Source organism: Pseudomonas sp. USHLN015 (assembly GCF_037153275.1).
Classification (GTDB): Bacteria; Pseudomonadota; Gammaproteobacteria; order Pseudomonadales; family Pseudomonadaceae; genus Metapseudomonas; species Metapseudomonas tohonis.
The window spans coordinates 185,185-209,237 of the sequence record NZ_JBBCKP010000009.1; the positions used below are offsets into that span (position 1 = coordinate 185,185).

The 24,053-nt window shown below is 65.7% G+C and carries 24 protein-coding genes; 10 read left to right on the forward strand and 14 right to left on the reverse strand.

Annotated elements, in window-relative coordinates:
• Window positions 1-23: 23 nt before the first annotated feature.
• Both WFQ67_RS19450 and WFQ67_RS19455 read right to left on the reverse strand, forming a co-directional pair.
• Complete coding sequence (locus tag WFQ67_RS19450; RefSeq protein ID WP_213625082.1) at window positions 24-515, reverse strand: OmpA family protein; 492 nt, start codon at window positions 513-515, stop codon at window positions 24-26.
• 132 nt (window positions 516-647) lie between these two features.
• Window positions 648-950: a hypothetical protein gene (locus tag WFQ67_RS19455; RefSeq protein ID WP_213625083.1), complete on the reverse strand. Its 303-nt coding sequence runs from the start codon at window positions 948-950 to the stop codon at window positions 648-650.
• 740 nt (window positions 951-1,690) lie between these two features.
• Here WFQ67_RS19455 and WFQ67_RS19460 point away from each other — a divergent pair.
• Complete coding sequence (locus tag WFQ67_RS19460; protein WP_213625084.1) at window positions 1,691-2,068, forward strand: DUF883 family protein; 378 nt, start codon at window positions 1,691-1,693, stop codon at window positions 2,066-2,068.
• Between the two features lie 422 nt (window positions 2,069-2,490).
• Here WFQ67_RS19460 and WFQ67_RS19465 read toward each other — a convergent pair whose 3' ends face one another.
• From WFQ67_RS19465 to WFQ67_RS19480, 4 genes are all read right to left on the reverse strand, one after another.
• Entirely contained in the window at window positions 2,491-2,649 is a 159-nt protein-coding gene (locus tag WFQ67_RS19465; RefSeq protein ID WP_213625085.1) for a DUF3309 family protein, read from the reverse strand.
• Window positions 2,650-3,634: 985 nt separating this feature from the next.
• Complete coding sequence (locus WFQ67_RS19470; protein ID WP_213625086.1) at window positions 3,635-4,468, reverse strand: BON domain-containing protein; 834 nt, start codon at window positions 4,466-4,468, stop codon at window positions 3,635-3,637.
• 114 nt (window positions 4,469-4,582) lie between these two features.
• The gene (locus WFQ67_RS19475; protein ID WP_213625087.1) at window positions 4,583-4,795 is read right to left on the reverse strand and encodes a CsbD family protein; all 213 of its coding nucleotides are present in this window, start codon (window positions 4,793-4,795) and stop codon (window positions 4,583-4,585) included.
• A gap of 1,071 nt (window positions 4,796-5,866) precedes the next feature.
• Entirely contained in the window at window positions 5,867-6,640 is a 774-nt protein-coding gene (locus tag WFQ67_RS19480; RefSeq protein WP_337057935.1) for an SDR family oxidoreductase, read from the reverse strand.
• A gap of 117 nt (window positions 6,641-6,757) precedes the next feature.
• Between WFQ67_RS19480 and WFQ67_RS19485 the strand changes: the two genes are divergently transcribed.
• Window positions 6,758-7,654: a LysR substrate-binding domain-containing protein gene (locus WFQ67_RS19485; RefSeq protein ID WP_337057936.1), complete on the forward strand. Its 897-nt coding sequence runs from the start codon at window positions 6,758-6,760 to the stop codon at window positions 7,652-7,654.
• Window positions 7,655-7,667: 13 nt separating this feature from the next.
• Here the strand turns inward: WFQ67_RS19485 and WFQ67_RS19490 are convergent, their stop codons facing one another.
• Window positions 7,668-9,107 carry an HD domain-containing phosphohydrolase gene (locus tag WFQ67_RS19490; protein ID WP_337057937.1) on the reverse strand — a complete coding sequence of 480 codons (1,440 nt, stop codon included), beginning with the start codon at window positions 9,105-9,107 and terminating at the stop codon, window positions 7,668-7,670.
• A gap of 86 nt (window positions 9,108-9,193) precedes the next feature.
• Between WFQ67_RS19490 and WFQ67_RS19495 the strand changes: the two genes are divergently transcribed.
• A complete protein-coding gene (locus WFQ67_RS19495) occupies window positions 9,194-9,967 on the forward strand; it encodes an alpha/beta hydrolase (RefSeq protein WP_213625091.1) in 774 nt (257 codons plus the stop codon).
• A gap of 107 nt (window positions 9,968-10,074) precedes the next feature.
• Here WFQ67_RS19495 and WFQ67_RS19500 read toward each other — a convergent pair whose 3' ends face one another.
• The 5 genes from WFQ67_RS19500 to WFQ67_RS19520 form a co-directional block, all read right to left on the reverse strand.
• Window positions 10,075-11,004 (reverse strand): hypothetical protein, encoded by a 930-nt coding sequence (locus WFQ67_RS19500; RefSeq protein ID WP_213625092.1) that lies wholly within the window; start codon window positions 11,002-11,004, stop codon window positions 10,075-10,077.
• Between the two features lie 306 nt (window positions 11,005-11,310).
• Window positions 11,311-12,573, reverse strand: coding sequence for a cyanophycinase (locus tag WFQ67_RS19505; protein WP_213625093.1), 1,263 nt, complete (start codon window positions 12,571-12,573; stop codon window positions 11,311-11,313).
• Between the two features lie 302 nt (window positions 12,574-12,875).
• A complete protein-coding gene (locus WFQ67_RS19510; protein ID WP_213625094.1) occupies window positions 12,876-14,171 on the reverse strand; it encodes an OprD family porin in 1,296 nt (431 codons plus the stop codon).
• Between the two features lie 65 nt (window positions 14,172-14,236).
• Window positions 14,237-14,563 carry a hypothetical protein gene (locus WFQ67_RS19515; RefSeq protein ID WP_213625095.1) on the reverse strand — a complete coding sequence of 109 codons (327 nt, stop codon included), beginning with the start codon at window positions 14,561-14,563 and terminating at the stop codon, window positions 14,237-14,239.
• A gap of 86 nt (window positions 14,564-14,649) precedes the next feature.
• A complete protein-coding gene (locus tag WFQ67_RS19520) occupies window positions 14,650-16,422 on the reverse strand; it encodes a cyanophycinase (protein ID WP_213625096.1) in 1,773 nt (590 codons plus the stop codon).
• A gap of 425 nt (window positions 16,423-16,847) precedes the next feature.
• Between WFQ67_RS19520 and WFQ67_RS19525 the strand changes: the two genes are divergently transcribed.
• The 7 genes from WFQ67_RS19525 to arsH all read left to right on the forward strand — a co-directional run bounded on the left by WFQ67_RS19525 (window position 16,848) and on the right by arsH (window position 22,772).
• A complete protein-coding gene (locus WFQ67_RS19525; protein ID WP_213625097.1) occupies window positions 16,848-17,621 on the forward strand; it encodes an ABC transporter substrate-binding protein in 774 nt (257 codons plus the stop codon).
• 69 nt (window positions 17,622-17,690) lie between these two features.
• A complete protein-coding gene (locus tag WFQ67_RS19530; RefSeq protein ID WP_213625098.1) occupies window positions 17,691-18,803 on the forward strand; it encodes a succinylglutamate desuccinylase/aspartoacylase family protein in 1,113 nt (370 codons plus the stop codon).
• Between the two features lie 70 nt (window positions 18,804-18,873).
• Window positions 18,874-19,803 carry a MurR/RpiR family transcriptional regulator gene (locus WFQ67_RS19535; protein ID WP_111260261.1) on the forward strand — a complete coding sequence of 310 codons (930 nt, stop codon included), beginning with the start codon at window positions 18,874-18,876 and terminating at the stop codon, window positions 19,801-19,803.
• A gap of 122 nt (window positions 19,804-19,925) precedes the next feature.
• A complete protein-coding gene (locus WFQ67_RS19540) occupies window positions 19,926-20,267 on the forward strand; it encodes a metalloregulator ArsR/SmtB family transcription factor (RefSeq protein WP_213625099.1) in 342 nt (113 codons plus the stop codon).
• A gap of 22 nt (window positions 20,268-20,289) precedes the next feature.
• The gene (locus tag WFQ67_RS19545; protein ID WP_337057938.1) at window positions 20,290-21,573 is read left to right on the forward strand and encodes an arsenic transporter; all 1,284 of its coding nucleotides are present in this window, start codon (window positions 20,290-20,292) and stop codon (window positions 21,571-21,573) included.
• 16 nt (window positions 21,574-21,589) lie between these two features.
• Window positions 21,590-22,060, forward strand: coding sequence for an arsenate reductase ArsC (locus WFQ67_RS19550; RefSeq protein WP_213625101.1), 471 nt, complete (start codon window positions 21,590-21,592; stop codon window positions 22,058-22,060).
• A gap of 13 nt (window positions 22,061-22,073) precedes the next feature.
• Window positions 22,074-22,772 (forward strand): arsenical resistance protein ArsH, encoded by a 699-nt coding sequence (gene arsH, locus WFQ67_RS19555; RefSeq protein WP_213625102.1) that lies wholly within the window; start codon window positions 22,074-22,076, stop codon window positions 22,770-22,772.
• Here the strand turns inward: arsH and WFQ67_RS19560 are convergent.
• Both WFQ67_RS19560 and WFQ67_RS19565 read right to left on the reverse strand, forming a co-directional pair.
• Window positions 22,740-23,438 carry a phytanoyl-CoA dioxygenase family protein gene (locus WFQ67_RS19560; protein ID WP_337057939.1) on the reverse strand — a complete coding sequence of 233 codons (699 nt, stop codon included), beginning with the start codon at window positions 23,436-23,438 and terminating at the stop codon, window positions 22,740-22,742. The two genes, arsH and WFQ67_RS19560, sit on opposite strands and share 33 nt — an antisense overlap.
• 46 nt (window positions 23,439-23,484) lie before the next feature.
• Entirely contained in the window at window positions 23,485-23,940 is a 456-nt protein-coding gene (locus WFQ67_RS19565; protein WP_213625104.1) for a GNAT family N-acetyltransferase, read from the reverse strand.
• Between the last annotated feature and the right edge of the window lie 113 nt (window positions 23,941-24,053).

The window sequence follows — 24,053 nt, forward strand, 5'->3', positions numbered from 1 at the left end:
ACGTGCACGAGGCACAACCCGTTTCAGTACTGAGCGTTGGATGTGGTGCGGATGATCACTTCCACCCGAGGGTCCGTCTGCCGGGCGCAAGCCGAGTCATTGCCGGCCACAGGTGACGCCTCCCCCTTGCCGGAGGCGCCCAACCGGCTGGCGGAGATAGCCTGCCCTTGCAGGTAGGACATCACCGAATCGGCCCTGCGCTGCGACGATCTCAGATTGGCCGACGTGCTTCCGACATCGCCGTCATGCCCTTCGATCAGCACATCGCGATCGGGGTGCGGCTGGAGAAACATCGCCAGCTTATCCGGTTTTTTGGCTGTATCAGTCCTGAGCTCGGAGCGGCCATTGGAGAACAGCAGGTCGCCAAGGGTCATCACCAGGCCAGGCTCGGTCTGCTTGGCATTCAGCTCATCGAGCTGCTGTTGCAACTGGAAGCTCTCACGTTGCACCTGAGCCGTGGCGATTTCCGCACTCAACACCACCACGCTACGGGCTTTCTGCTTGATCGGATTCATGCTGTGTTCCTCATGGGCAACATCGCTGCACTCGGCCTGGGCGACCTTGCGGGAAGTTTGTCGATGCCGCACTGCTCTACCGGCCTACGCATCCTGGTCCAGGAGTGAACCAGGGTGCGGGCAGCTCAGGGTTCAGAAACTGAGCCCCCTGGGCTGTTCACGTTGGCTGCCGGCCACTCCTGCGTGCAGTTCGGTGACGGGCAGACATTCCTCCATATGGCCCTCTCCGCGGGCCGTGCAACAGGAGGTCCGGCGGGTGTGCAGCAGCAGCACATTGTGCTGCTGCGCCAAGGCGTAGTTTTTCCAGACCTGGGTTTGCTGGCTAGCCTGCTCCATGCCCCGTGACAGGCTCAGTGCGATCACCAGATTGCACACCACCAGCATCGCCAAGGCGGTGCCGGATATGAGTAGCAACGAGCGGGAGAAGGATTTCATCTGGGCTCTCCAACTGAAATGAACGCAGTGGCGGTGCTCTGCACCCTGTAGAAACGCGGCGATAAAACTCAGCTCATCCAGCCGCGACTACAGCTTGCAGGCAGCCTGGCGCATGCCAGCGTTTGCAAGAGGAACTCATCCACCTGCTGGTCGGCCAACGCCTGAAGCGGGCCAGACAGGCGCTGGGCCTGGACTGGTCACGCAGCCGCCCGTTCGCCGTCAGCAGGCGGCACCGTTGTTGTGCTTCCAGAGCCCAGGGCATACGACCGGCCTCGAGAAGCTCATGCCTTGCCCGGCTGATCGGAGCCTTCGTCACTGAGCACGGCGCCCAGCGGACCGCCCTGCATGGGCCACCCGGGCGGCTTGCCAACCCCAGGTTGCACGCAGGTTGGCTGTTCATGGGGCGCGCCAGGCCGCGGCAGACGCTTGGAGCGAGTATCCGTGTGGTTGACGGCAGTAACCGGAGCAACGGGTTCGACAGGCGTGTTCATACGCACCTCCAGTGCACCCCATTCCGCGTAAATAGCGTGGTTCGGGAGAACGACAATGGCAGCTGCCCTGCAGCCTGTCCGTACGCTGCCGCGCATAAGCGATGAGATTCGCCGGAACGGTAACCAGCGTTCGCTGGCGCACAGACAGAGAAACCGTTGTCGCCCAGGGTAGGCACTCATCGCGTCAGCCGGCATCGCCAATCGGGCGGTCGGCCTTGCGCAACAGCCATACCCGGACAGGAGCCCACCATGCCCAACCCGACCTCCAAGGCGGAAAGCGCCATCAATGGCCAAGGAAGCGGAGCATCCGCGATAGCCAGAGCTGGGAACGTCGTCTCGTCATCGGCGATTTCTCGCGAATTCCATAACTTCCTCGGCGACATCGAGGAGCTGATCAAGGAAACCAGCTCGCTGACCGGCGACGAACTGGCCCAGGCCAAAATCAAACTCGATGCCCGGGTAGCCGCCGCCAGGAAATCCGCCGAGGAAATGGGCGAAAGCATCGCCGTGCGCGCCCGGCAAACCGCCAGTGTGACCAACGACTATGTCCACGGGCATCCCTGGAAGGTGCTCGGTGCCGCCACTGCGGTTGCCTTCCTGTTCGGACTCCTCATATCCCGACGCTAGTCCGCCCTGGATGACGCACACGCCCCCGCACGACCCGCCGCACGACGCAGGGGCATCCGCTACTGAAAAACCGCACGGAACCCGCCGACCTCGACCAGCCCGCCCTCCCTCGCCCGCTGCGTTCGGCGGGCCGGGCACAGGCCACTTGGGCGCAACAAAGGACCGTCTGCCCCGGGTACCGCTGATCACACCGCCCGGCTCTGCTGGCTGGGTCTGGCGGGGCGCTGGCGTCGAGCTCAGCCCCTCCTGCCGCATCCCGACGCTCCCACCCCTTCCGCATATCCACGGCCCGCCCTGCTCCGCTCGCCCGGCGCCGTCTGCGTGCCCGGCCCAAGGATGGCGTGGCCATGCGCACCCTGCTCCGCCATCCAGCCGCGGCCACGCCCGTTCCATTGCCTGGGACCGCTCTAGTGCTCGTCGTGTCAGATTCGCCCGAGCACCAGCAAGATGACGATGACCAGCACGACCAGCCCCAACCCGCCACTGGGGAAATAACCCCAGTTGCGGCTGTGTGGCCATGCGGGAATGGCGCCGATCAGCAACAGGATCAGTACGATCAGCAAGATGGTGCCTAAGCTCATGATATTCCCCTTCGAACCTGCCCTGGATCTGTGATGCAGTGGCGCTGCTGCCGTGCCACGCAGCATCGGGCGAAGGCTGATCGGCGGCGCGCCATGTCTAGAAACCACGGTTGTGCGCCACTATCGTCTCGCCTGGCCTTGGCATCGCGAGATGCAGGGCGATGTCCTCTAGCTTGAATGGATGGGTGGGTTTAGCAGGCGCTGAATCGGTGCGCTACATGCCAGCAGCATGGGCGCAACCGCTACCGCTCATCTGTACGCCGTCGCACACAGGGCGCCTTGTTTCACCGCCCCACTACCCCAGCTCCCAGGAAACCGGACCTCCTCATGCACAGGCTCAAAGAGACCGCACGCTGGAGCGTGAAACGTCGCCATCGACGGTGCCCGGTCGCAAAGCAGCGTCACGCCATGGCGGTCGATGCACGGCAGGTGCGGAAGCTGCCCCGCTCATCCAGAACCATCGCGTGCTGCTGGATAGGCGGCAGTCACGGGTGCCCATCGGCCCGTTGCCGCCCCAAACCTACCCGCAGATACCCGGGCTCGTCGACGTCCGGCGCATGGTTGATCGCGAACGGCCAGGCATGGGACCAGGGCTGATCATGGCCAGGTCCGGGAAGAAGGTATTGATCGGTGCACCACTCTTGCAGCAACCCGACGTTGGCTTGGCCACGCTCGATCGACAGCGGCCCGTGTGGCGCCTCCGGGGCTGCACGCAGAGGGTCGTGAATCCGGGGCACCAAGGAGCGGCAGGACGCTGCATCCCGCCAGTGGGGCCCGGCAGAGCAGCGCGAGCAACAGCAGCAGCTGTCGACCAACAGGAGGGGACATGAAAACCCCTCCGGAAAAGGGAGGGGTAGGGAGTTAGAATCGGCCGGGCAATGGACAGCCAGCGACTGGCAGGAGCCTCACCGCAATGCGCCCTGATGGATCGCCACGCCGACGGCTCCGCCGGCGACGTGAAGATCCTGCAGCGGTCAGCGCTGGGTCAGAACACCAGTTCCTTGGCCTGCACGCTCTTGACCCCTCGAACGTTCTGCGCCAACTCGATGGCCAGGTCATGCTCGGCGCCGTTGTTGACCTTGCCACTGAGGCTGACCACCCCCTTGTTGGTGGTCACATCGATGGCCGTACCGGGCACATTGCTGGAGTAGAGCAGGGTCGACTTGACCTTGGTGGTGATCCAACTGTCGGAGATATCGGCGCTGGCCTCATCGCTCATGCTCTTGCCGCTTTCGGCAAGGGTGGGCTTGGAGGCACTGACCTTGATCTGGTTGTCCACGGCGGCCACGCCATGGGTATTCATCGCGATGCGCCCTGCCAGGTCACGCTCGGCAGCGCTATGAGCCGTGCCACGCAGCGTTACACGACCGTACTTGGTATCCACATGGGTGGACATGCCATCGGTGCTCTTGCCCCATATGAGTTTCGACTTGATCGTCGCGGTGATGCTGGCGTCATCGATGGCATCGCCAAAGCTGCGTTCGCTGCCCTGCTTGACCGGCTGGTAATCGGCATTGACGACGATCTGGTTGTCGACCGCGGTGATCCCTTTGACGCCCAAGGCGATCTCCTTGGCCAGGTCCTTGTTGACATCTTCGGCGACGATGCCGGTCAGGGTGGCCTTGCCATTGTCCACCGAGACCTTGAGGTCATTGGCACGCAGGTAGGGGCTCAGCGCGTAAGTGGTCCATATCTGGGTTTCCTGGCGGGCATCGGTGACATCCTGCTCGGCCGTAGCGGCAAAGACTCCAGCGCTAACGGTGGTGAGTGCGAGAGCGAAGACACGAGCGAGGTACAGGGTACAGGGTTGTTTGTTCATGGCATTTCTCCACTCGGGAAAAGACGTGATGCCTCAGAGGACAGTCAAGGGACCGTTCCCGATGAGGCCCGCAGCTGACCGCCTCGCTTCGGCGAAGCGGCGCCACGCTCGACATCAGCTTTTGCATTTCTTGATGAAGTCCTTGACCTGCTTGTCGGCCTCGCCACGCGTGATGGCGTATCGTTCCTGAACCAGCCCGGCAAGCTTTTCCTCACGACCTTCGGACTTGAGCAACTCGTCCTCGGTCAGTTTTCCCCAGGCGATCTTGGCGGCGCCGACCTGCTGCTTCCATTTGCCCTTGAGCTCGTCTGCGTTAGGAAGACTCATGATTTTTTCGGCCCCTGGCTCATCAAGTCATCGTCACCCCTGGCGGCACGCAGCTGAGGCTTGGCAGCACCCTTGGCAGGTTTCTGCGCGGCCTGGCGGACATCCTTGGCATGCCCCCCTGCGCCATCCTCCCTGGTGTCCGGGTTGGGTTTATGATCCGACTGGCTACTTCTACCACCGGGCTGCTGTTCACCCGTCTTGGTAGGGCTGCGGGGGTGACGCGGTTCGCTAGGCTTGCTCATGGTGACCTCTGTGAAATTCCCGTAACCCGCGGTATTGCGGGGTTCCAGGCAGAGGACAATGGCAGCCACGGCACGCCCCGTCGGTGCGCTAGCGAGCTTAGAGACGGCGACGATCACTCGGTGAGTGTCAGCAGAATGTCGGCATACCGGGTGCAGTTCAGGCCGAGTGCCTAATCCTGCTTACGATCACGGCTACCCAGATCGTGGCGGGCCGGATGCATTCCGAGCAGCACCCAGGGCAAGGCGCCCTGCGCAACCGCCTGCATCACCATCGATGCAGCACGGGTAACGCGATGGGCCCGCGCATCGGTAAGGAAGTGACCCGGCTCCTGGAAGCGCAACCCGAAAGACGATGCCAGCACGGCGTGTCGCACCACAGGCACGCTGTGCAGGGCGTCGTGCCGACCTCGATCAACTCGGCAGGTTGATGCAGGTGTCGGGGATTGAACGCGTGATGAACCATCATCGCGGGCAACGCCGATCGCCGGATCTCGATCACCGCTACATCGACTTCCCCTCGGCGGCCCCTGCCCTGGCGCCAGAGGCTCAGGCCATTGCGGTACAAGGGGATGGAAATGGCGCTGGACGCCGCCACATTGCCTGCACAGCCTTCTTTGGTCGCTCGCCCCGGGGACGCCCTCACCCGACGGGAACCTGCTCCGAAGTGAATACGGCACCAAGGTGCGAGGCAGGTATCCAGCCCGGTTGGCTGGTCAGGCTGCCAACTGCCGGTTTGAGCGAGAAAACGTGGGCCGTCGAGGGCGATCAGCCAGTCGACGGCACTCGCATATCGGGGCGTATTTCAAGCGATGACGGGGTTCGCTCCGGCCTACGCCGTCGGCACCGTACCGCCATCGATCACGAACTCGGTGCCCGTGATCGACGCCGCACGTGGCGACGCCAGAAAGGCAATCAGCTCGGCCACCTCGACGGGCTTGGCCGGACGGCCCAGGGGGATGCCGCCCAATGAATCCATGATCAGTTGCTTGCCGCCTTCATAGTCGGTGCCGGCTTCCTGCGCCAGCCGTTCGGCCATTGCCACCGATGCCTCAGTCTCGACCCAGCCGGGCGACACCCGAACCACTCGCACGCCCTTGGGCGACACCTCCTTGGACAGGCTCTTGCTGTAGGTGGATAGCGCTGCCTTGGCCGCTGCATACGCCGTGGTGGCCTCGGGTAGCGGCAGACGGTTCTGGATGGACGTGACGTGGATGATCACGCCGGCATTGCGCTGCAGCATGTCCGGCAGCAACGCGCGGTCCAGCCGCACGGCCGGAAACAGATTCAGGTCCAGTTCGTTCCGCCACTCGTCCTCGCCCAACACGGCAAATCCGCCGACGGGAGCGGAGGAGCCGCCGAGCACATGGACGATGACATCGACGCCGCCCAGGCGCTCCCGGGTGGCCGCCACCAACGCGTCACACCCTTGTGTGGTCGTCAGGTCCGCCGCGAAAAACACCTCTCGTGGCGTGTCCTCCGCAGCCTGCCGCGCCGAAGTCAGCACCTTGGCGCCCTCCTCCAGCAGCAGTCTTACGACGGCGCTGCCTACGCCTTTGGTGCCGCCGGTGACCAGGATTCGTTTGCCGCTCAGGTCAAGGTTCATGGCCTGTGTCCTCTCGTTTGGAAGGTGGATGGAACGAGAGCCATCTTGCTGCGCCCTGGATTGTTTGCTCAACTGGGACAACGATTAACGAGTCATCCCATATTTCTGGACAATCATATGTCGGACCCCCGCATCGGCCTCCACGAACTGGAAGCGGTCATGGCCGTGGCACGCCGGGCATCGTTCCGCCAGGCGGCGGTCGATCTCGATATCTCGACCACCGCGCTCAGCCACACCATCGCCAAGCTGGAAGCGAGCCTGGAAACGCGGCTTTTCAACCGCACCACGCGCAGCGTGTCGCTGACCGAGGCCGGCGAGATGTTCCTCGAACAGGTGGGGCCGGCCTTGCAGGATGTGCGTTCGGGGCTGGACGCGGTGCGTTCGCACAACGCCGGGCCGGCGGGCGTGCTGCGCATCAACGCATTCGCCAGCGCCGCCCGCGCGGTGCTGCTGCCACTGGTGCTGGAGTTCTTGCAGCGCCATCCCCAGGTGCATGTCGATCTGGTGACGGAGGAGCGCCTGGTCGACATCGTTGCCGACGGGTTCGACCTCGGCTTGCGAGCGGCGAGCCTGGTGCCCAGCGACATGATCGTGATCCCCCTGGGCCAGCCGCAACGCTACGCCGTGGTGGGCACCCCCGCCTACCTTGCCGCGCATGGCCGGCCACTCAATCCGACGGACCTGGTCCGGCATGCCTGCTTGCGTATCCGTTTACCCAACGGGGCGATCTTCCCCTGGCAGTTCGAGCGCGATGGCGAAGTCATCCGCCTGGATGTGCACGGCCCGCTCACCCTGGACGAGCCCGGCGTGGCGAAGGCAGCGGTGCAGGCCGGCATCGGGCTCGGCTTTTTCATGGAGCAGGACGTCAGGGAGGAAATCGAATCGGGCCAGTTCGAACAGGTGCTGCACGCCTGGACGCCACCGCGCGACAAGTTGTGCCTGTACTACGCCAACAGGCGCAATCCGTCGGCGGCACTCAAGGCCTTCATCGCCCTGGCCCGCGCCGCCGTCTAGTCCACCGCGGCCTTCAGGCGATCAACCCCAGCGTCAGCCCTTTCAGCGTCGCCGCCGCCCGGGTGGAGCATCCCAGCTTGCGGAAGATGCTTTCCATGTGCGTGCGCACGGTACTCGGGCTGATGGCCAGGTTGCGCGCCACCTCCTTGTTGCTGGCGCCCTGGCTGATCTCGAGAAGAATCCGGCATTCACGCGGAGTCAGCAGCGCGCCTCTAGGCTGGGTGAAAGTGCGTTCGCCACGGGCGGCGGCGATCACTGCATCGCAGATTTCCTCATCGAACAGGCCACGGCGGGCATCCTGCTTGAGCAGCCTGGCGGCATCGGCCTCGCCGTGCGCGGTGCGCCAGGGCCTGGTACCGCGCAATGCCACCCATGCGACGGCAGTGGCCAGTAGGCGGTTCTCGACACACAGCGCTTCCGCCCGTGCCCCCCGGTAGTAGCCGCTGCCGTCGAGACGTTCGTAGGCATGGGCAGCGATCTCGCCCGGCGTGTTCAGTTCGCGGATGGACCGGGTCGCCTTTTGCGTCCAGTACGGCACCAGGTGCACACGCTCGGCAGCGCCGTAAGGCAACGGCCCGGTGGTATTCCAGACGTGGTTGGAAACGGCCGCTCGGCCCAGGCCATGGATAAGCGCGGCCTTGCCGATCTCCGCCCGCCCGGGCTCGGCCACCCCCCACAAGCGGGCGGCCTCCGTGGCGACATGCGCCACCTGCCGCGAATGCCCTGCCAGCCACGGCAGCTTGAGATCGATCACGTCGCCCACCAGGCTCAGGCACACGGGGCGTTCGCTGTCGGCATCACCCGGCTCATCGGCCGCGCCGTCCAGCCCGGCCAACCATTGCCTGGCATCCTTCACCAGCAACGTTGCGAGGTCGGCGGGGTAGCGTCGATCGGCCTGCTCGCCGATCCACGTCAGCGCCGCCTCCACGCCGTGGGCGCGGCTGAGAATATCCAGGTCCCCGGCGAGCACCACCAGGTAGGCCGCCTCCGGGATGTGTTCGTGGGTCAGCCCCATCGGCCTGCCGCTGCCATCGAAGGTTTCGAAGACCCGGCTCAGCGCGGTCTGCACGGCGGCGCCCAGCTCCAGCGTTCTGGCGATTTCGCTGGCCACTTCGCAATGCACCACGGCGAGCGGTGCCGCCTTGTGCACGGCGTTCATGTCGTCGGCGTTCAGCGTGCCGTCCAGCATCGCGCGGCGGCCATCCACATCGTCACCCAGAAGGTGGGCAAACCCGTCGGCGTTGGCCGTGCAGCCCGACCAGCGCAGCAAGGCCACCTGCTCGACCACCTTCACCTGCCCGGGGTCGGCCCGCCTCGCCTGCGCCAGCTGCCCGGCCAGTCGCGCCACGCGCAGGGAGTGCCCCAGCGGCTGGCCCATGCTGAGGTCACCGACCTGGGCGATGGCCGCCAGTGCTGCGTTCAGGGAAACCTCGTATCGCGGCGCGCTATCCATGAAAACTCCCCGGCTCGGATAAATGACCGATATCGGCCTTGCAGGCCCATCAGCAAACTGAAGCTCCCTACACAGGAGCCACCCCCATGAAAACAATCAACACTCGCATCGCCACCCTCGCCCTCGCCATGGCCACCACCCTGGGTACGAGCATCAGCCACGCCGAGAGTACCCCGCCTTCGGTGGTGATCGTACACGGCGCCTTCGCCGACGGTTCGGACTGGGCCAAGGTGGTTCCGCTGCTACAGGCCAAGGGCATCGCGGTGACGGTCGTGCAAAACCCCCTCACCTCCCTGGCCGATGACGTCGCCGCCACTCAACGCGCACTGCGCAACCAGCCGGGCAAGGTGGTACTGGTCGGCCATTCGTGGGGCGGTACCGTGATCAGCGAAGCGGGTGACCAGAACAATGTCGGGGCACTGGTGTACGTGGCCGCGTTCGCACCCGACGCCGGGCAGATCAGCGGCGAACAGGGCAAGGGCGCACCGACCCCGCCCGGCATCAGCCAGATCAAGCCCGATGCCAACGGCTTTCTCTACCTGACGCCGGAGGGCATGGCCAAGGACTTCGCCCAGGACCTGCCGGCTGAGCAGACGGCCGTGATGACCGCGACACAAGGGCCGATTCGCGCTTCCGCATTCGAGGAAAAGACCACGGTCGCGGCCTGGAAGACCAAGCCCTCCTGGTACGTACTGGCCAGCGAAGACCGCATGATCCACCCCGATGTACAGCGCTCGTCCGCCAAGCGCATCGGCGCCCGGCTGACCGAGCTGCACAGCAGCCATGTGCCGCAACAGTCGCAACCGGCCGATGTCGCCGCGGTCATTCTCAAGGCGGTGGACAGCGTCGCCAGCCAGTGATCGGCGCCGCCGGAACCTGGGCGCCAATACGGGCGAAGGGGGCCTATCGGGCTGCGGGAACGCAGCCCGGTTACCCGACCCGAATGCCTGGACACGGGGCCACCCCACTAGAATTCGGCGATGTAGAACGGCGCCTCCCCCATGTACGCGTTCAGGTCGATGCGCCCCCGCTCATTCCTGGCTTGGCGCCACATCGTGCCGAGCGGCTCGAGCAATGGCCCGGCGTCCAGCAGCTGCCGAATCTCGGCACAGTAGGCAGCACGCTCGGCGTCGACGCCTGACTCCGGATACCGCGCCACCAGAACCAGGAAGCAGTTCAAGTAGAACTGAATCGACTCCTGCTCCCGGATTTCGCCCATATGGGCTTCGTCCATGCTCATGAACCAGCGCGAACCCAAGTAGTTATAGAGGCTGTAGGTGTTGCTAGGCAGGGTGCCATCCAGCCATTTGCAACGGTCGTAGTAATAGATATGGCCGAAGTGGAAGCGAGGATCGAATAGTTTCTTGCCGTCGTAATGCAGGTGTTCAGTGCCGGGTGTTTGCCCGCTGAGGAAGTGATAGAGCTTCTTCTCAAGGCCGCCCATGAACCCCAGCGGCGGAACGACATCGGAACCGGCAAAGGGCTCGCTACCGTCGAAGTGGCTGGCCCCGGCCTTCTGGACCAGGATCTGATACGAGTCGGCAAGACTCCTCGCGATGATATGCCCGCCCAGATTGCCCCTGCTGGCTTCAGCCCAGGACTCGCCATCACCGGTCGGCTCGATGCTTACGTCGGTTCTCCAGGCGCTGGGGCCCGCGAGAAAGCGCTCGGTAATCCTCAACCATCCTTCAAGGCTTTGATCCTGAGCCAGCCAAAGGCGGTAGACCAGGGGCATCGGATCCTCTTCATAGGGGCGCAAGACCGGCTCTTTGCCCTTCATGAAATAGGCTTCGAAGGTTTTCAGAGGAACTCGGCACTGGGCGTACTGCAGGCGAAATTTTATGTCGGCCCAGGCGGCCTTGCGCTCTTCGAGTTGTTGGCGTTTCAGATCGTCCATGAAGGGTCCTTCGGGATTCGGTGGGATGAGCGGCGCGACGTAGTGTCGTGGGGCGCTTGATGCAAAGCAACCGGCGCCAGCGTCTACGCGAAATGGAATTTCCGAAGGGCAGTCGCTGCGAGGCTTTTCAGGGGCACCTCCTTGCCAAACCCATGCCCTTCACAGAACTCGAAGCGTCCTCGGCTCTTTCTGCAACGCGTCCCTGAACGGCGCTCCCGAGGCAGTGGGACCTCTTCGCGCTGTCGCAATCGAGCAGCCGAACAGGCATTGCACGAGAGCCCCCTGGGCGGCTCTCGTGCCGGAGGATCAGTTGGGAAGCATGTCCACCAGGAGTCGCAGGTAGGACGTCATGGTCTGGCCACCCAGGGTGCCCTTGTAGCCCTGGCTGTCGAACTGGGTGCTCTTGACCAGGTTGACGCGGTAGCGTGGGCTGGTTTCATAGGTGCGCCCCAGCGTGCTGGTCGAACGGCTGTTGAAGAGATCGGCGCTGACGGTGACGAACTCGCGCGGCTTGCGCCGGCCGTTGGCGCCACTGTTGTTGGGGCTGCTGAAGATGTCGCCGGTGGCCGTCATCGCGCTGCTGTACTGCTCGCGACCGCGCAGGCTGGTCTTGCCGCTGGCGATCACGTACTGGCCTGTCTGCGGGCGGTACTTGTCGCCGCTGGTCAGGTAGCTGGCCAGCACATCGTACAGGGCCCAGCTGCTGCCACCGCCGAGTTCGGCATTGCGCAGGTCGAAGACGAATACGCCCCCGGTCCCGATGACCTCCATCTCCACCTGGCCGAGGCTGGCGTTGTTCTGCACCAGCAGGCCGGTGTTCTCGTCGACGCCGAAGGCGAAGGGTACGCCGGTGTAGTCGGCCAGGCGCACGATGCGGCCCTGGCGGCCACGTTCGCTGAAATGGGTATCGAGCAGGCCGTAGTCGAAGAAGCCGAAGCCGCCGTCCGGGTCATAGGAGAGGTCATCGCCGGACGGGGTCGTATAGGGGCCGTAGCGCAGCGCTTCATAGCTCTCCCCGCCCGTGACCATCGGGCCGTCGACCATGATCGCCGTGCCGGCACTGGTGCCGGCCAGCACGGCACCGGCGGCATAGCGGCTGCGGATGGCCGCCAGTGCCGGCGAATCACCGCGACTGGCCGTCTGCAGGGTCTGGACCAGGCGCGACTGGTCGCCACCGCCGAAGAAGAAGCCGGTCATGCCGTTGATCTGGCTGATCACGGTCGGGTTGGCGTTGTTGGCGATAGTGTCCAGGTCGATGGGAATCCACTCCGCCTTCACGGCGCCATAGCTCTTCAGCAGATTGGCGTAGTAGAGGCCGTTCGCCTTGGCGTTGGCGGCATTCGCCGTCCCGGCATCCGGGTCCTGGCTTTCCGGGATGGAGGCGGCGGTGATGACGCCGATCCTGGCCTGGCCACTGCCGCCGGCCAGCTGGATGAAGCGTTGGTAGATGGCGCTGTTGTCGTCCTTGAGGCCTCCGCCGACCAGCAGCAGCGCGCCGGCCGCATGACCCAGCCCTGGAACCAGCGCGACCAGCAGGACGACGTGGCGACACAATTTACTCAGTCTCATCTTCAGTTCTCCGTGGCTGCAGTCAGCTGCAGCGTCGTTGTGGATGTTGTGCAACGGGTACTGCGAAAACGGCGGATCGATGGGCGCAGAAGCCTGGGAAGCGCGGGTGCCCGAGGCCGCATGCGGGCCCGACCGCAGGCAGGGCATTCCCATGAGCGACGCCCCGTGGAAAAAAAGGCGCCGGGCAGGCGCCCCAAGGCCAAAGGAGCAATCGAGCGGACCTTGCAATCGAAGCGGCCGGCATCCGTGCCCGAGGGACGGCGGCCTGCGCCCTGGAAACGGCCCGTGCGCGGGCCACAGCGTCAGAGGATGCTCAGCGGGTAGTCGACGATCACGCGGAACTCATGCAGATCCCCCTCGCCCTGGTCCTCGTTGGCGTAGTGGAAGGCCTGGCGCAGGCGCACCGAAAGATCCTTGGCCGGCCCGTCCTGGACGACGTACTTGATGTCGATGTCGGTCTCGCTGTGCTCGCCGTCCTCGCCGTAGAAGCCGGCGTAGCCGCCGTTCGCATCCGCATCGGTGCCGTCGATGTCGGTGCCCTTGACGTAGGTGACCTTGGTGGTCAGGCCGGGCACGCCGAGGCCGGCCCAGTCGTAGCCGTAGCCGATGCGCCAGGACCGCTCGTTGGGCGCGTTGAAATCGGAGAACTGCATGGAGTTGGAGAGGAAGATCGAATCGCCTCCCACATAGTCGAACGGGGTGTCGCCGTCGACGCGCTGGTAGGCCAGCAGGATGGAGTGCGAACCCAGCGCGTAGGTGGCCGCCAGGCTGTACGTGGTGTTGCTGATGTCGCCCTGCAGGGCATCGCCCGTATCGCCGGTGCGGTACAGGTTGAAATCGACGTTCAGGCTCTGCCCTTCGCTGAGGCCCAGGGTGTAGTTGAGGTTGCCGTAGTACTGGTTCCAGGTGTCTTCGAAGCGCGAGGCATACAGCCCCACGGACAGGTCATCGCTGACGGCGTAGGAGCCGCCGGCGAAGTCGATGGTCTTGCCGACCTCACCACTGCCGTAGTTGAGGTACAGCGCTTCGTCGCTGTTGGTCGAGTTGCGGTTGTTGTAGGCGGTGAAGTGACCGGCCTCCAGGGCCAGGCCCTCGATCTCGCCGCTGGCGATATGGAAACCCGTCGCGGTTTCCGGCAGCAGGCGGCTGTGCGCCGTGGCGAACACCGGCGCCTCGGTGCGCATCTGGCCGTATTTGAGGGTCGTCTTGGAGATCCGCAGCTTCGCCGCCCCGCCGGCCTCGCCGTACTCATCCTGCGCGCGCCCCTCGTCGCTGATCGGCAGCAGGCCCGTGCCGGCCCGACCACGGCCGCTGTCGAGCTTGATCCCCAGGTAGCCATAGGCATCGACCCCGAAGCCGACGGGGCCCTGGGTGAAGCCCGAGGCGAACTCGGCCATCACGCCATGGGCCCACTCCTCGCGGTAGCTCTGGCTACCGGGCTGGTTCTTGAAATCGCGGTTGAAGTAGTAGTTGCGATTGAGCAGCTTCAGCGCGCTGTCGTCGACGAAGCCCTTGGACTCGGCCTGGCCGGCAACGGCCAGCTGACTCCCGGCCGCAGCGACCGCCAGTGCGAGACAACTCAGTTTCACGAGGTTCATGCCTTACTCCGTTCTGGGTGTTGTTGGGGTGGCTGGGCCCTCGGGCCCTTTCTGGTTTTGCCCGGTCAGGCGAAGAGCTCCGCCGTCAGCACGTCCGGGCGCCGGCCCTGGCTGATCACCGCCTCCAGGCACAGGGTCGACTCGCCATCGGGCCAGCAGACGAAGTAACCCGCGGCCTTCCTCGGGCTCTTCAGCTTGAATTTCCACTCGCGTTCGGAGAGCTCGCCGACATCCCGCAGGCGTTGCTGCAGCTCGATCACCGCGAAGAAACCGTCACGGGTCTCGACACGCTCCAGCACGCGGGCCCCGGCGTCGTGGAGGACCTGGTCGGCGATCTCGTGGTCGTGCAGCAGCTTGTCCAGGGCGAAGAGCTCCAGGCTGTTCAATTGCATCGGTGCCTCTCGTTTGGGGTTTCGCGGGCAAAGGCTGCCCGTCCGCCCCGTCACGACGGGGCGAAGCAGGTTTCGGAACAGGGGGGTCAGGAGGGTGTGGCGAGCCCTATCAGGCGGGCCAGGGTGCGGGCAGCCTCTTCGCGGCTGACCGTCGCCTGCGGGCGGAACCGGCCGGACTCGGCGGCCATCCAGCCCTCGCCCACCAGCAGCTCGGCAGCCTCGGCGACGGCAGGATCGACTCCGCCCAGGTCCTTCAGCGGCGAGCGGCTTCGCAGGCGGGTCCCGGCGAAGCCCTCGACCAGCGCCTTGCAGGCCAGGGCCCACTCCGCGCGGGTCACCTCGCGTTCGCCCTCGAAGCGTTCCCCGGCCGGCAACCAGCCGTTGGACACCACCACCTCGATCTGCTCGCGAAGCGGATGGTTGCGCTTGACGTCGGCGAGCGTCGGCAGCCTGTCCGGGACGGGCTCGGCGGCCAGCGTCATCTGCAAGGCGTTGGCCAGCTCGAAGCGGGTCAGCGCGCGCTTGGGTTCGAAGTGATTCGTCGCATCGCTGGTCATCAGGCCGCGGAAGCTCACCGCGCGTACCGCATCCGGCCAACGGCTGGTGACGGCATCCTGCGGGCTGCTGCGCGCCGGGTCGCCGAGGAAGGCATCCACCGGGGCGATGTCCAGGCGCACGTTCTGCACCGTGTAGCGGGTCAGCGAATCCTGGAAGCCGCTGTGGGCCAGGAAGCCCGGGGCCTCGCTGAACTCGAAGCGATAGCCGTAGTGGTAGCCGTTGGCCGGGTTGTAGCGGGTCATCAACCCCACCTGGCGGGTGGCGGTGTTGTCGGCCAGGCCGTAGAGCACCGCTCGCGACATGGCGGAAACCGCGGAAAGGTCCGTGATCAGCTGGTTGCCCACCAGGTATTCGTTGCCCGCCACTATGGCTTCCTGGCCCTCGGCCGGCTGCACCTTGCCGGTCGCCAGGTCGTAGCGGTCGCCGTTGCCGAGCATGGCCAGCCGCACGTTCTGCAAGCGCGTGCCGTACAGGCCGAACTCCTTGCGCGCCTGGCTGGCGTCCATCACCGTGAGGTAGCCCTCGCCCAGCACCTGCAACTCGCCGCCGGGCTGCACCCAGATGGCGGTATTGGTATCCAGGCCGAACCCCCTGGCCGGCTGCTGGCCGACCAGGTAGCTGGCCATGCGCGCGGCGCGCCCGGTGCTGGTCTCTTCGATGCGGTCGAAGTGCTGGTCGATGATGCCGGCCTTGAACAGCCCTGCTCCCTTGAGCAGCGCGGTGCCGCGCTGGTCGGCCCTGGCTGCCACGCCGAAATCCAGCGTGTCCATGACCACACCGTAGGCGGTCGGCATGGTGCTGCCGAGAATGCTCGCCCCGGCGCTGGTGCCGGCCACCACGCCGCCCTTGTCGAACACGCCACGCACCGCCTTGAGCGTCAGCGACTCGCTGCCATCGGCGTTGTACAGCGCACGGGCGATACGCGCCTGATCACCACCGACGAACCAGACGGCGCTGGCTTCGCCCAGGGGCTCGAGCACCGCCGGGTCGTTCATGGTCCTCTGGTAGTTCTGCTTGTCGATACCCACGATGGTGACGCGTTCGGCCGGTACCCCGAGCGCCTGCAACTCGGCCTGGAAGCGTTTGCTGGAGCCCAGGCTGCCGCTGGCCGTGGGCATGATCGCTATGCGTGCCCGCTCGACACCGCCGGCCAGCTCGATGAGCTTCTGGTAAACCGCGGTGTTGCTGGCACGCAACATGCCGCCTACCGCCAGCAGGTGGCCTTCGGCACGGGTCGGCGCGCAATGGCCGGCGAGGATCAGGGCGGCAAGCAGCACGCCCGGCTTGGTCAGCATTCTCATTTCTTGTTGCTCTTCTGAGGATAGGTGCGGACCTTTCGGATGAATCAAACAAATTCACCGAAAGCAATTTGTGAAATGTTTTATATCAACAAATAGCCCGCCACAACCCCTCTCATCGCTCTCGATTCCGTCCAAAAGGCCAGCTTTAATGGCAGTAAAGCCCCTGGAAAGCGCCTTTCAGGGAAATTGCGCTGATGAAATTATTTTTTTCATCAAAATCACACATTGACACGGATAATTCTTCTAATTAGCTTTGCTGACACAAAACGTGTCACGCCTCGCAAGCACCACGCAGCGAGCTGGGCCACCTCGCCGAGGGGCGCCAGGTCCACCCCAGCCAGGGCCGGGCTCCGGCGCTCGTCGCACGCGAAGCCTCAATCCCGCCGCACTGGCGGGCCCCAACCATCCGCAACTGGAGTCATAAGATGAACAAGATCGCTCTGCTCGGCGCCCTGGCGCTCTCCGCCTGCGCAACCCTGGCGAACGCCCAGGACACCCTGCGCATCGGTATCGAGGCCGCCTACCCGCCTTTCGCCTTCAAGACACCGGACGGCCAGATCAGCGGATTCGACTACGACATCGGCAATGCCCTGTGTGCCGAAATGCAGGTCAAGTGCGAGTGGGTCGAGCAGGCCTTCGACGGCCTCATCCCTTCGCTCAAGGTGCGCAAGGTCGACGCCGTGCTGTCCTCCATGTCGATCACCCCGGACCGCCTGAAGGCCGTGGACTTCACCAAAAAGTACTACCACACCCCCGGCAAGCTGGTGATGAAGGCGGGCACCGAGGTCAAGGACCCGCTGGTGGACCTGAAGGGCAAGCGGGTCGGCGTGCAGCGCGCGTCGACCTACGATCGCTATGCGAGCGACAAATTCGCGGACGCGGGCATCGAAGTGGTGCGCTACGGCTCGCAGAACGAAGCCTTCCTCGACCTGGCCTCCGGTCGCATCGATGCCTCCCTGGCCGACGTGGTGAACATCGGCGAGGGCTTCCTCAAGACGCCGGAAGGCAAGGATTTCGCCCTGGTTGGCCCCGACTTCAACGATCCCAAGTATTTCGGCAACGGTGCCGGCATCGCCGTGCGCAAGGGCGATAAGGCCACGGCCGAGAAGTTCAGCAACGCCATCGCCGCCCTCCGCGAGAACGGCAAGTACAAAGAGGTCCAGGACAAGTACTTCGCCTACGACATCTACGGCCAGTAAGAGCCGGCTCCGCAGGGGTGTCCGGCACGACCGGGTGCCCCTTTTTTCTGCCCAGCCATCAGGTTTCCTATGCATCGGATCGAGCATTCACTTCCCTGGAGCACACCCGGAACGGAGCGCCGCCTGACCCTCTTCGCGTTCGGCCAGGGCCCGCGCAAGGCGTACATCCAGGCGGCGCTGCATGCCGACGAACTGCCCGGCATGCGGGTCGCGGCGGAGCTGCGCTGGCGCCTTGCCGAACTCGAAGAGGCCGGGCGACTGCTGGGCCGCGTGGAGCTGGTCCCCGTGGCCAACCCGATCGGGCTGGCCCAGGTCATACAGGGCACCCACCAGGGGCGCTTCGACTTCGCCAGCGGGCGCAACTTCAACCGCGACTTCCCCGACCTGGCTTCGCTCGTCATCCCCACCATCGAGCGGCACCTCGGCCAGGACGCCGACCACAATGCCCGGCTGCTGCGTGAAGCCATGGTCGATGCGCTCGTGCAGCTTCCACCGCCCGCGTCCCCCCTGGAGGGCCTGCAGCGCCTGCTGCTTCGCCACGCCTGCACGGCCGACCTGGTGCTCGACCTGCACTGCGACTTCGAGTCGGTGCTCCTGCTGTACGCCCTACCCCAGGTGTGGCCCGCGCTGCGCGGCCTGGCGGCGCACCTGCGCGCCCGGGTCGCGCTGCTGGCAGAAGACTCCGGCGGTTTCTCGTTCGACGAAGCGTGCGCCGGCCCCTGGCTGAAACTGGCGGCCGCCCTTCCCGGACACCCGATTCCCCAGGCGTGCGTTGCCGCGACACTGGAGCTGGGCGGCATGGCCGATACCGAGCCTGATCGCGCCAGGCACAGCGCCGAGGCCATCCTGGCCTTCCTGGCCCGGGAGGGCTTCATCGAGGGTGAATGGCCCGACGAGCCCGAGCTGGACTGCCCCGCCCTGCCCTTCGCCGGCGCCGAATACGCCTATGCCCCGCACACCGGCGTCGTCAGCTACCTGCAACCGCTGGGAGCACGGGTATCCCCGGGTGACCCGCTGTTCGAAGTCATCGACCCCCTTTCCGGCCAGCGAAGCGTGGTACGGGCGAGCACCACCGGCATCCTCTACGCGCGGGAACGCCTGCGCTTCGCCCAGCCCGGGCTCTGGCTGGCCAAGGTGGCCGGCTCGTCCCCCATCCGCAGCGGCCGCCTGCTGAGCGACTAGGGCTGCCTGGGATCCGCCGCCATCGGATACACTCGCCCACCCGCCCTCCAGACCGAATTCAGCGACCGCCATGACTCCAGCTCCGAACGATCTGACTGTCTACACCTCGCCGATGATGCGAAAACTGGCATCGGCCTCGCCGGACCTGCAGCCGTCGCTGCGCAAGGTGGCGGACTTCATCCTTCGCCACCCGCTCAAGGCGGCGACGCTGACCATCGAGGAGCTGGCGCAGGAAACCTCGACCTCGGCGGCGGCAGTCAATCGCCTGGCCCGCGCACTCAAGCTGCCCGGCTTCACCGCCCTGAAGGCCGCCCTGGTGAGCACGCTGCAGGACCTGGTTTCCCCCGTGGACAAGTTGCGCAACGAGCTGGCACAGCGCCCGGACGGCGCCTTCGGCCTGCATGAGCAGATCCAGGTCGCCAGCGGCAACCTGGGATCGGCGGCGAGCAGCAACAGCCCCAGCACCTTCGAGGCCTTCGTCGACTGCCTGACCCAGGCCCGTCGCATCTACATCCTCGGGTTCGGCAACAGCGCCTACATGGCCGGCCTGGCTGCGGCGAACCTGATGCCCTATTGCGCCGACGCGGTGGCCATCAGCATGGAAGGCGGCAACGAAAATGCGGCCTACCGCCTCGCGGCGATCACCGAGCACGACGTGCTGCTGGCCATCTCGCTGCCGCGCTATTCGCTGGACACCATCCACCTCGCGCGCTTCGCCAACGAGCGAGGAGCGCGGGTACTGGCCATCACCGACTCACCGGCCTCCCCCCTGGTACGACTGGCCGAGCAGGTGCTCTTCGCGCCCGCCGATCACCCGGTGCTGATCAGCTCCAACACCGTGGTGCTGGCCCTGATCGAAAGCCTCGTCGCCGCCGTCATGACCCGCAACAAGGAGGCGGTGAAGCTCGCCGCCGAGCTCACCGAGAGCGTGCTGTCCTACCTGCACGTGCAGGCCGAGCAACCCCGCCCGCGCAGAGCCATCCGCAAGCGCAAGGAGTGATCGCGGCGCCCCGCGACCGGACGGCCATCGCAGGGTTCATCTGGCGCTCCCCATGGAACCGGGGTTTCCAATACATATGAATTTCCGTATATTCGAAAATCCATATATAACAGGAAGCCGCCGTGCTCACCCCGCCCGAGCTGTTCAAGTGCCTGGCCGACGAAACCCGTGCGCGCGCCACATTGCTGATCGTCGAGCACGGAGAGCTGTGCGTCTGCGAGCTGATGTGCGCGCTGGAGGAAAGCCAGCCCAAGGTATCCCGTCACCTGGCCCTGCTGCGTAGCGCCGGCCTGCTGCTCGACCGCCGCCAGGGGCAATGGGTCTATTACCGGCTCAACCCGGAGCTGCCGACCTGGGCCGCCGAGGTACTCGAGACCACCCTGAAAGCCAATGCCGACTGGCTGGGCACCAACACCGCCCGCCTTTGCGACATGGATGGACGCCCTGTCCGCACCTGCTGCTGACCCCTGCCTGGAAGAGCCCGCCATGCTGATTGCCGCTGCCGTTTTTCTTCTCACCCTGGTCCTGGTCATCTGGCAACCCAGGGGCCTTGGCGTTGGCTGGAGCGCTGCGCTGGGCGCCCTCCTCGCGTTCGTCGTCGGGGCTGTGTCGCTGCAGGACATTCCCACCGTCTGGGCCATCGTCTGGAACGCCACCGCGACCTTCATCGCGGTCATCATCATCAGCCTGTTGCTCGACGAGGCCGGGTTCTTCGAGTGGGCCGCGCTGCACGTGGCCCGCCGGGCGGGAGGCAGCGGCCACCGCCTGTTCGCTTTCTGCGTATTGCTGGGCGCCGCCGTATCCGCGCTGTTCGCCAACGACGGGGCCGCGCTGATCCTCACCCCCATCGTCATATCGATGCTGCTGGCGCTGCGCTTCTCCGCCGCGACGACGCTGGCCTTCGTCATGGCGGCCGGGTTCATCGCCGATACCGCCAGCCTCCCACTGGTGGTGTCGAACCTGGTGAACATCGTCTCGGCGGACTACTTCGACCTGGGCTTCGCCGAGTACGCCTCGGTGATGGTGCCGGTCAACCTGGTCAGCGTCGCGGCGACACTGCTGGTCCTCTACCTGTTTTACCGCCGAGACATCCCGGAACGCTTCGCCACCGAGGCCCTGCGGGCACCCGTCGAGGCGATCCGCGACCGTCCGACCTTCGTCGTCGGCTGGTGGGTGCTGCTGTTGCTGCTGGTCGGCCTGTTCGCCCTGGAGCCACTGGGCATCCCCATCAGCGTGGTAGCGGCCATCTGCGCGGCCATCCTCTTCGCCGTGGCGGCCAGGGGACATGTCATTTCCACGCGCCGGGTGCTGCGGGAAGCCCCCTGGCAGGTCGTGGTCTTCTCGCTGGGCATGTACCTGGTGGTCTACGGCCTGAAGAATGCCGGCCTGACCGACGCCCTCACCCAGGCCCTGAACCGCCTCGCCGAGCAGGGCCCATGGGCCGCGGCCCTGGGTACCGGGCTGCTGTCGGCGGCCCTGTCATCGGTCATGAACAACATGCCCAGCGTGCTGATCGGCGCCCTCTCCATCCAGGCCAGCGAAGCCAGCGGCATCGTGCGCGAGGCGATGATCTACGCGAACGTCATCGGCTGCGACCTGGGCCCGAAGATCACCCCCATCGGCAGCCTGGCCACCCTGCTCTGGCTGCACGTACTGGAGCGCAAGGGCATCCGCATCACCTGGGGGTACTACTTCAAGGTCGGCATCCTGCTGACCTTGCCGGTCCTGTTGATCACTCTCTCGGCCCTGGCACTGCGCCTGGCCATCTGACCGAACGGAGCACAGCATGCGAGTCCTCTTCATGTGCACGGCCAACAGCTGCCGCAGCATCCTTTCCGAAGCCCTGTTCAACCACCTGGCGCCCGAGGGTTTCGAAGCCGTCAGCGCCGGGAGCTTTCCCAAGGGCCAGGTGCTGCCACGCAGCCTCACGACCCTCCAGCAGGCCGGCATCGCCATCGACGGGCTGAGCAGCAAGGGCAACGATGCCTTCGAGAACGATCCGCCAGACATCGTCATCACCGTCTGCGACAAGGCGGCGGGTGAAGCCTGCCCGGTGTACTTCGGCCCGGCGCTGAAAACCCATTGGGGCCTGGAAGACCCCTCCGAGGTTCAAGGTGACGAAGAGCACGTGGAGGCGGCCTTCCACGCCACGCTGGCACGCATCGACGTGCGCTGCCGCGCCTTCTTCGCCTTGCCCTTCGGGCAACTGGGGCGCGAGGCGCTCAAGCGTGAACTGGACAGGATCGGCACCCTGTAAGCGAGCGCGAACGATGACAGACCCCCTACCGAATCTCGATCCGACCCTGTTCGACGCAACACCCGCAGCCCATGAAGCCAGCCAGCACAAGCCGCGCATCCTGCTGCTCTATGGCTCGACGAGGGAACGCTCCTTCAGCCGCCTGCTGACGGAAGAAGCGGCGCGACTGCTGGAACACTTCGGCGCGGAGACCCGCCTGTTCAATCCCTCCGGCCTGCCGCTACCGGACGATGCGCCGGTGGAGCACCCCAAGGTCCAGGAGCTGCGTGACCTGATCCTCTGGTCGGAGGGCCAGGTCTGGTGTTCGCCTGAGCGTCACGGCGCGGTATCGGCCGTGTTCAAGGCCCAGATCGACTGGGTTCCCCTGGCCCTGGGTGCCATTCGCCCCACACAGGGCAAGACGCTGGCGGTGATGCAGGTCTGCGGCGGCTCGCAGTCGTTCAATGCCGTCAACCAGCTGCGTATCCTGGGTCGCTGGATGCGCATGTTCACCATCCCCAACCAGTCCTCGGTGCCGAAGGCCTACATGGAGTTCGACGACGCAGGCCGCATGAAACCCTCCGCCTACTACGATCGGGTCGTCGATGTGATGGAGGAGCTGGTGCGGTTCACGCGGCTGCTGAGGGATCACCCCGAACTGGTGGATCGCTATTCGGAGCGCAAGGAGGCCGCACAAGCGCTATCCGAACGGGTCAACCTGGGTTCGATCTGATTCCGCTGCCGGCGGCTCGAACCACTCCACCCCCTCCATCCGGATCCCCCGCAGGCCCGCCGTCTGCAGATGCGACGCACGCAGCGCTTCGGCGTAGTAGGCGATGAGGAGGGAGCGGCGGCGCGTGCCGAGCAGGTTCAGGCTGCCCGCATGCACCAGGTCGACATCGAACGCGAGGACGTCACCCGCCGAACCGGAAAGCTGCACGGCGCGGGACTCGTCGCTGAAGTCGAACGGCGGCTCGCCCGGCGCCGGCCGGTGGCTGGCGGGCACGATGCGGGTGGCGCCGTTGCCGGGGCCATAGTCGTCGAGGAAGACCAGGGCGTTGGCGATGTCGCCCGGGCGGTACGTTGAGAGGTCACGGTGCAACTGCTGGTGGCCGCCGCCCGCCAGCGGCTCACGGCCTTCCGCCTGGGCGAGGAAGAAGCGCTCGCCGATCAGCTCGCCCACCACCGCGAGCAGCGAGGGCAGGCGGCACACCGCCCGCACCCTCGGATCATGATCCAGCAGCGAGTGGCGCCAGTCCCTGCCACGCGGCACGGGCCACTGGTCCGAGGGCTTCACGCCGGCATCGAAGGTGGCGCGCAGCTCTTCCAGCCACTGGGCGGGGACCGCCTGGCGCAGCAGTGCATAGCCGTCGCGATGGAGTTGTTCCGGGTTGCTCATGGTGCTGTCGATTTCCTTATCGTGGGTCCATCCTGCAGCCCTGTGATCAGGCGCCCTGGGCGCGCGGGCGCAACTTGACGAAGACCAGCTCGGGGTCGCCTTCGTCCAGGTTGTCGATATGGCCGCTGGGAACGAAGCCCTGCCTGGCGAGCAGGCCGCGCATCGGCGCGTTGGAGCTGTTGGTGGAGGTGAACAGCTTGGCGCCGGTGCCCTGCCCCTCCAGCACGCCGATCAGGGCGGTGGCGATGCCGCGACGCCGCGCCGACTCCCTCACCACCAGCAGCGGGATGAAGTCCTGCTCGAAGAAGGCGTCGTTGATCACCCCGTAGCCGAGCAGCGCCGATGCATCGTCCGCCTCGGTAGCGACCCAGCACTGGCCGGCGGCCACGGCGCTGGCGATGAAGTGCCTGCGGCCCTGTTGCAGACGGGCGATGGGGTCCAGCGCGCAGAGGGCGTCGATGTCCCCATCCCGGGCAGGTCGTATGTGCGGTTGGGTAGCCATGTGTCGGGCGGGTACCGTGGTTGCGGAGCCGCCAGTGTAAGCGCCGGCTCGCTCTGTTCGCAGCAGTTGAATTCGTTTCTCCAGCAATGCCTGCCGTCATCACCTCGGCGCCG

What these genes read in the sequence shown, in the direction of transcription:
- WFQ67_RS19450 (WP_213625082.1), bottom strand. Translation starts at nt 515, where the DNA reads ATGAATCCGATCAAGCAGAAAGCCCGTAGCGTGGTGGTGTTGAGTGCG.
- WFQ67_RS19455 (WP_213625083.1), bottom strand. Translation starts at nt 950, where the DNA reads ATGAAATCCTTCTCCCGCTCGTTGCTACTCATATCCGGCACCGCCTTG.
- WFQ67_RS19460 (WP_213625084.1), top strand. Translation starts at nt 1,691, where the DNA reads ATGCCCAACCCGACCTCCAAGGCGGAAAGCGCCATCAATGGCCAAGGA.
- WFQ67_RS19465 (WP_213625085.1), bottom strand. Translation starts at nt 2,649, where the DNA reads ATGAGCTTAGGCACCATCTTGCTGATCGTACTGATCCTGTTGCTGATC.
- WFQ67_RS19470 (WP_213625086.1), bottom strand. Translation starts at nt 4,468, where the DNA reads ATGAACAAACAACCCTGTACCCTGTACCTCGCTCGTGTCTTCGCTCTC.
- WFQ67_RS19475 (WP_213625087.1), bottom strand. Translation starts at nt 4,795, where the DNA reads ATGAGTCTTCCTAACGCAGACGAGCTCAAGGGCAAATGGAAGCAGCAG.
- WFQ67_RS19480 (WP_337057935.1), bottom strand. Translation starts at nt 6,640, where the DNA reads ATGAACCTTGACCTGAGCGGCAAACGAATCCTGGTCACCGGCGGCACC.
- WFQ67_RS19485 (WP_337057936.1), top strand. Translation starts at nt 6,758, where the DNA reads ATGTCGGACCCCCGCATCGGCCTCCACGAACTGGAAGCGGTCATGGCC.
- WFQ67_RS19490 (WP_337057937.1), bottom strand. Translation starts at nt 9,107, where the DNA reads ATGGATAGCGCGCCGCGATACGAGGTTTCCCTGAACGCAGCACTGGCG.
- WFQ67_RS19495 (WP_213625091.1), top strand. Translation starts at nt 9,194, where the DNA reads ATGAAAACAATCAACACTCGCATCGCCACCCTCGCCCTCGCCATGGCC.
- WFQ67_RS19500 (WP_213625092.1), bottom strand. Translation starts at nt 11,004, where the DNA reads ATGGACGATCTGAAACGCCAACAACTCGAAGAGCGCAAGGCCGCCTGG.
- WFQ67_RS19505 (WP_213625093.1), bottom strand. Translation starts at nt 12,573, where the DNA reads ATGAGACTGAGTAAATTGTGTCGCCACGTCGTCCTGCTGGTCGCGCTG.
- WFQ67_RS19510 (WP_213625094.1), bottom strand. Translation starts at nt 14,171, where the DNA reads ATGAACCTCGTGAAACTGAGTTGTCTCGCACTGGCGGTCGCTGCGGCC.
- WFQ67_RS19515 (WP_213625095.1), bottom strand. Translation starts at nt 14,563, where the DNA reads ATGCAATTGAACAGCCTGGAGCTCTTCGCCCTGGACAAGCTGCTGCAC.
- WFQ67_RS19520 (WP_213625096.1), bottom strand. Translation starts at nt 16,422, where the DNA reads ATGAGAATGCTGACCAAGCCGGGCGTGCTGCTTGCCGCCCTGATCCTC.
- WFQ67_RS19525 (WP_213625097.1), top strand. Translation starts at nt 16,848, where the DNA reads ATGAACAAGATCGCTCTGCTCGGCGCCCTGGCGCTCTCCGCCTGCGCA.
- WFQ67_RS19530 (WP_213625098.1), top strand. Translation starts at nt 17,691, where the DNA reads ATGCATCGGATCGAGCATTCACTTCCCTGGAGCACACCCGGAACGGAG.
- WFQ67_RS19535 (WP_111260261.1), top strand. Translation starts at nt 18,874, where the DNA reads ATGACTCCAGCTCCGAACGATCTGACTGTCTACACCTCGCCGATGATG.
- WFQ67_RS19545 (WP_337057938.1), top strand. Translation starts at nt 20,290, where the DNA reads ATGCTGATTGCCGCTGCCGTTTTTCTTCTCACCCTGGTCCTGGTCATC.
- WFQ67_RS19550 (WP_213625101.1), top strand. Translation starts at nt 21,590, where the DNA reads ATGCGAGTCCTCTTCATGTGCACGGCCAACAGCTGCCGCAGCATCCTT.
- arsH (WP_213625102.1), top strand. Translation starts at nt 22,074, where the DNA reads ATGACAGACCCCCTACCGAATCTCGATCCGACCCTGTTCGACGCAACA.
- WFQ67_RS19560 (WP_337057939.1), bottom strand. Translation starts at nt 23,438, where the DNA reads ATGAGCAACCCGGAACAACTCCATCGCGACGGCTATGCACTGCTGCGC.
- WFQ67_RS19565 (WP_213625104.1), bottom strand. Translation starts at nt 23,940, where the DNA reads ATGGCTACCCAACCGCACATACGACCTGCCCGGGATGGGGACATCGAC.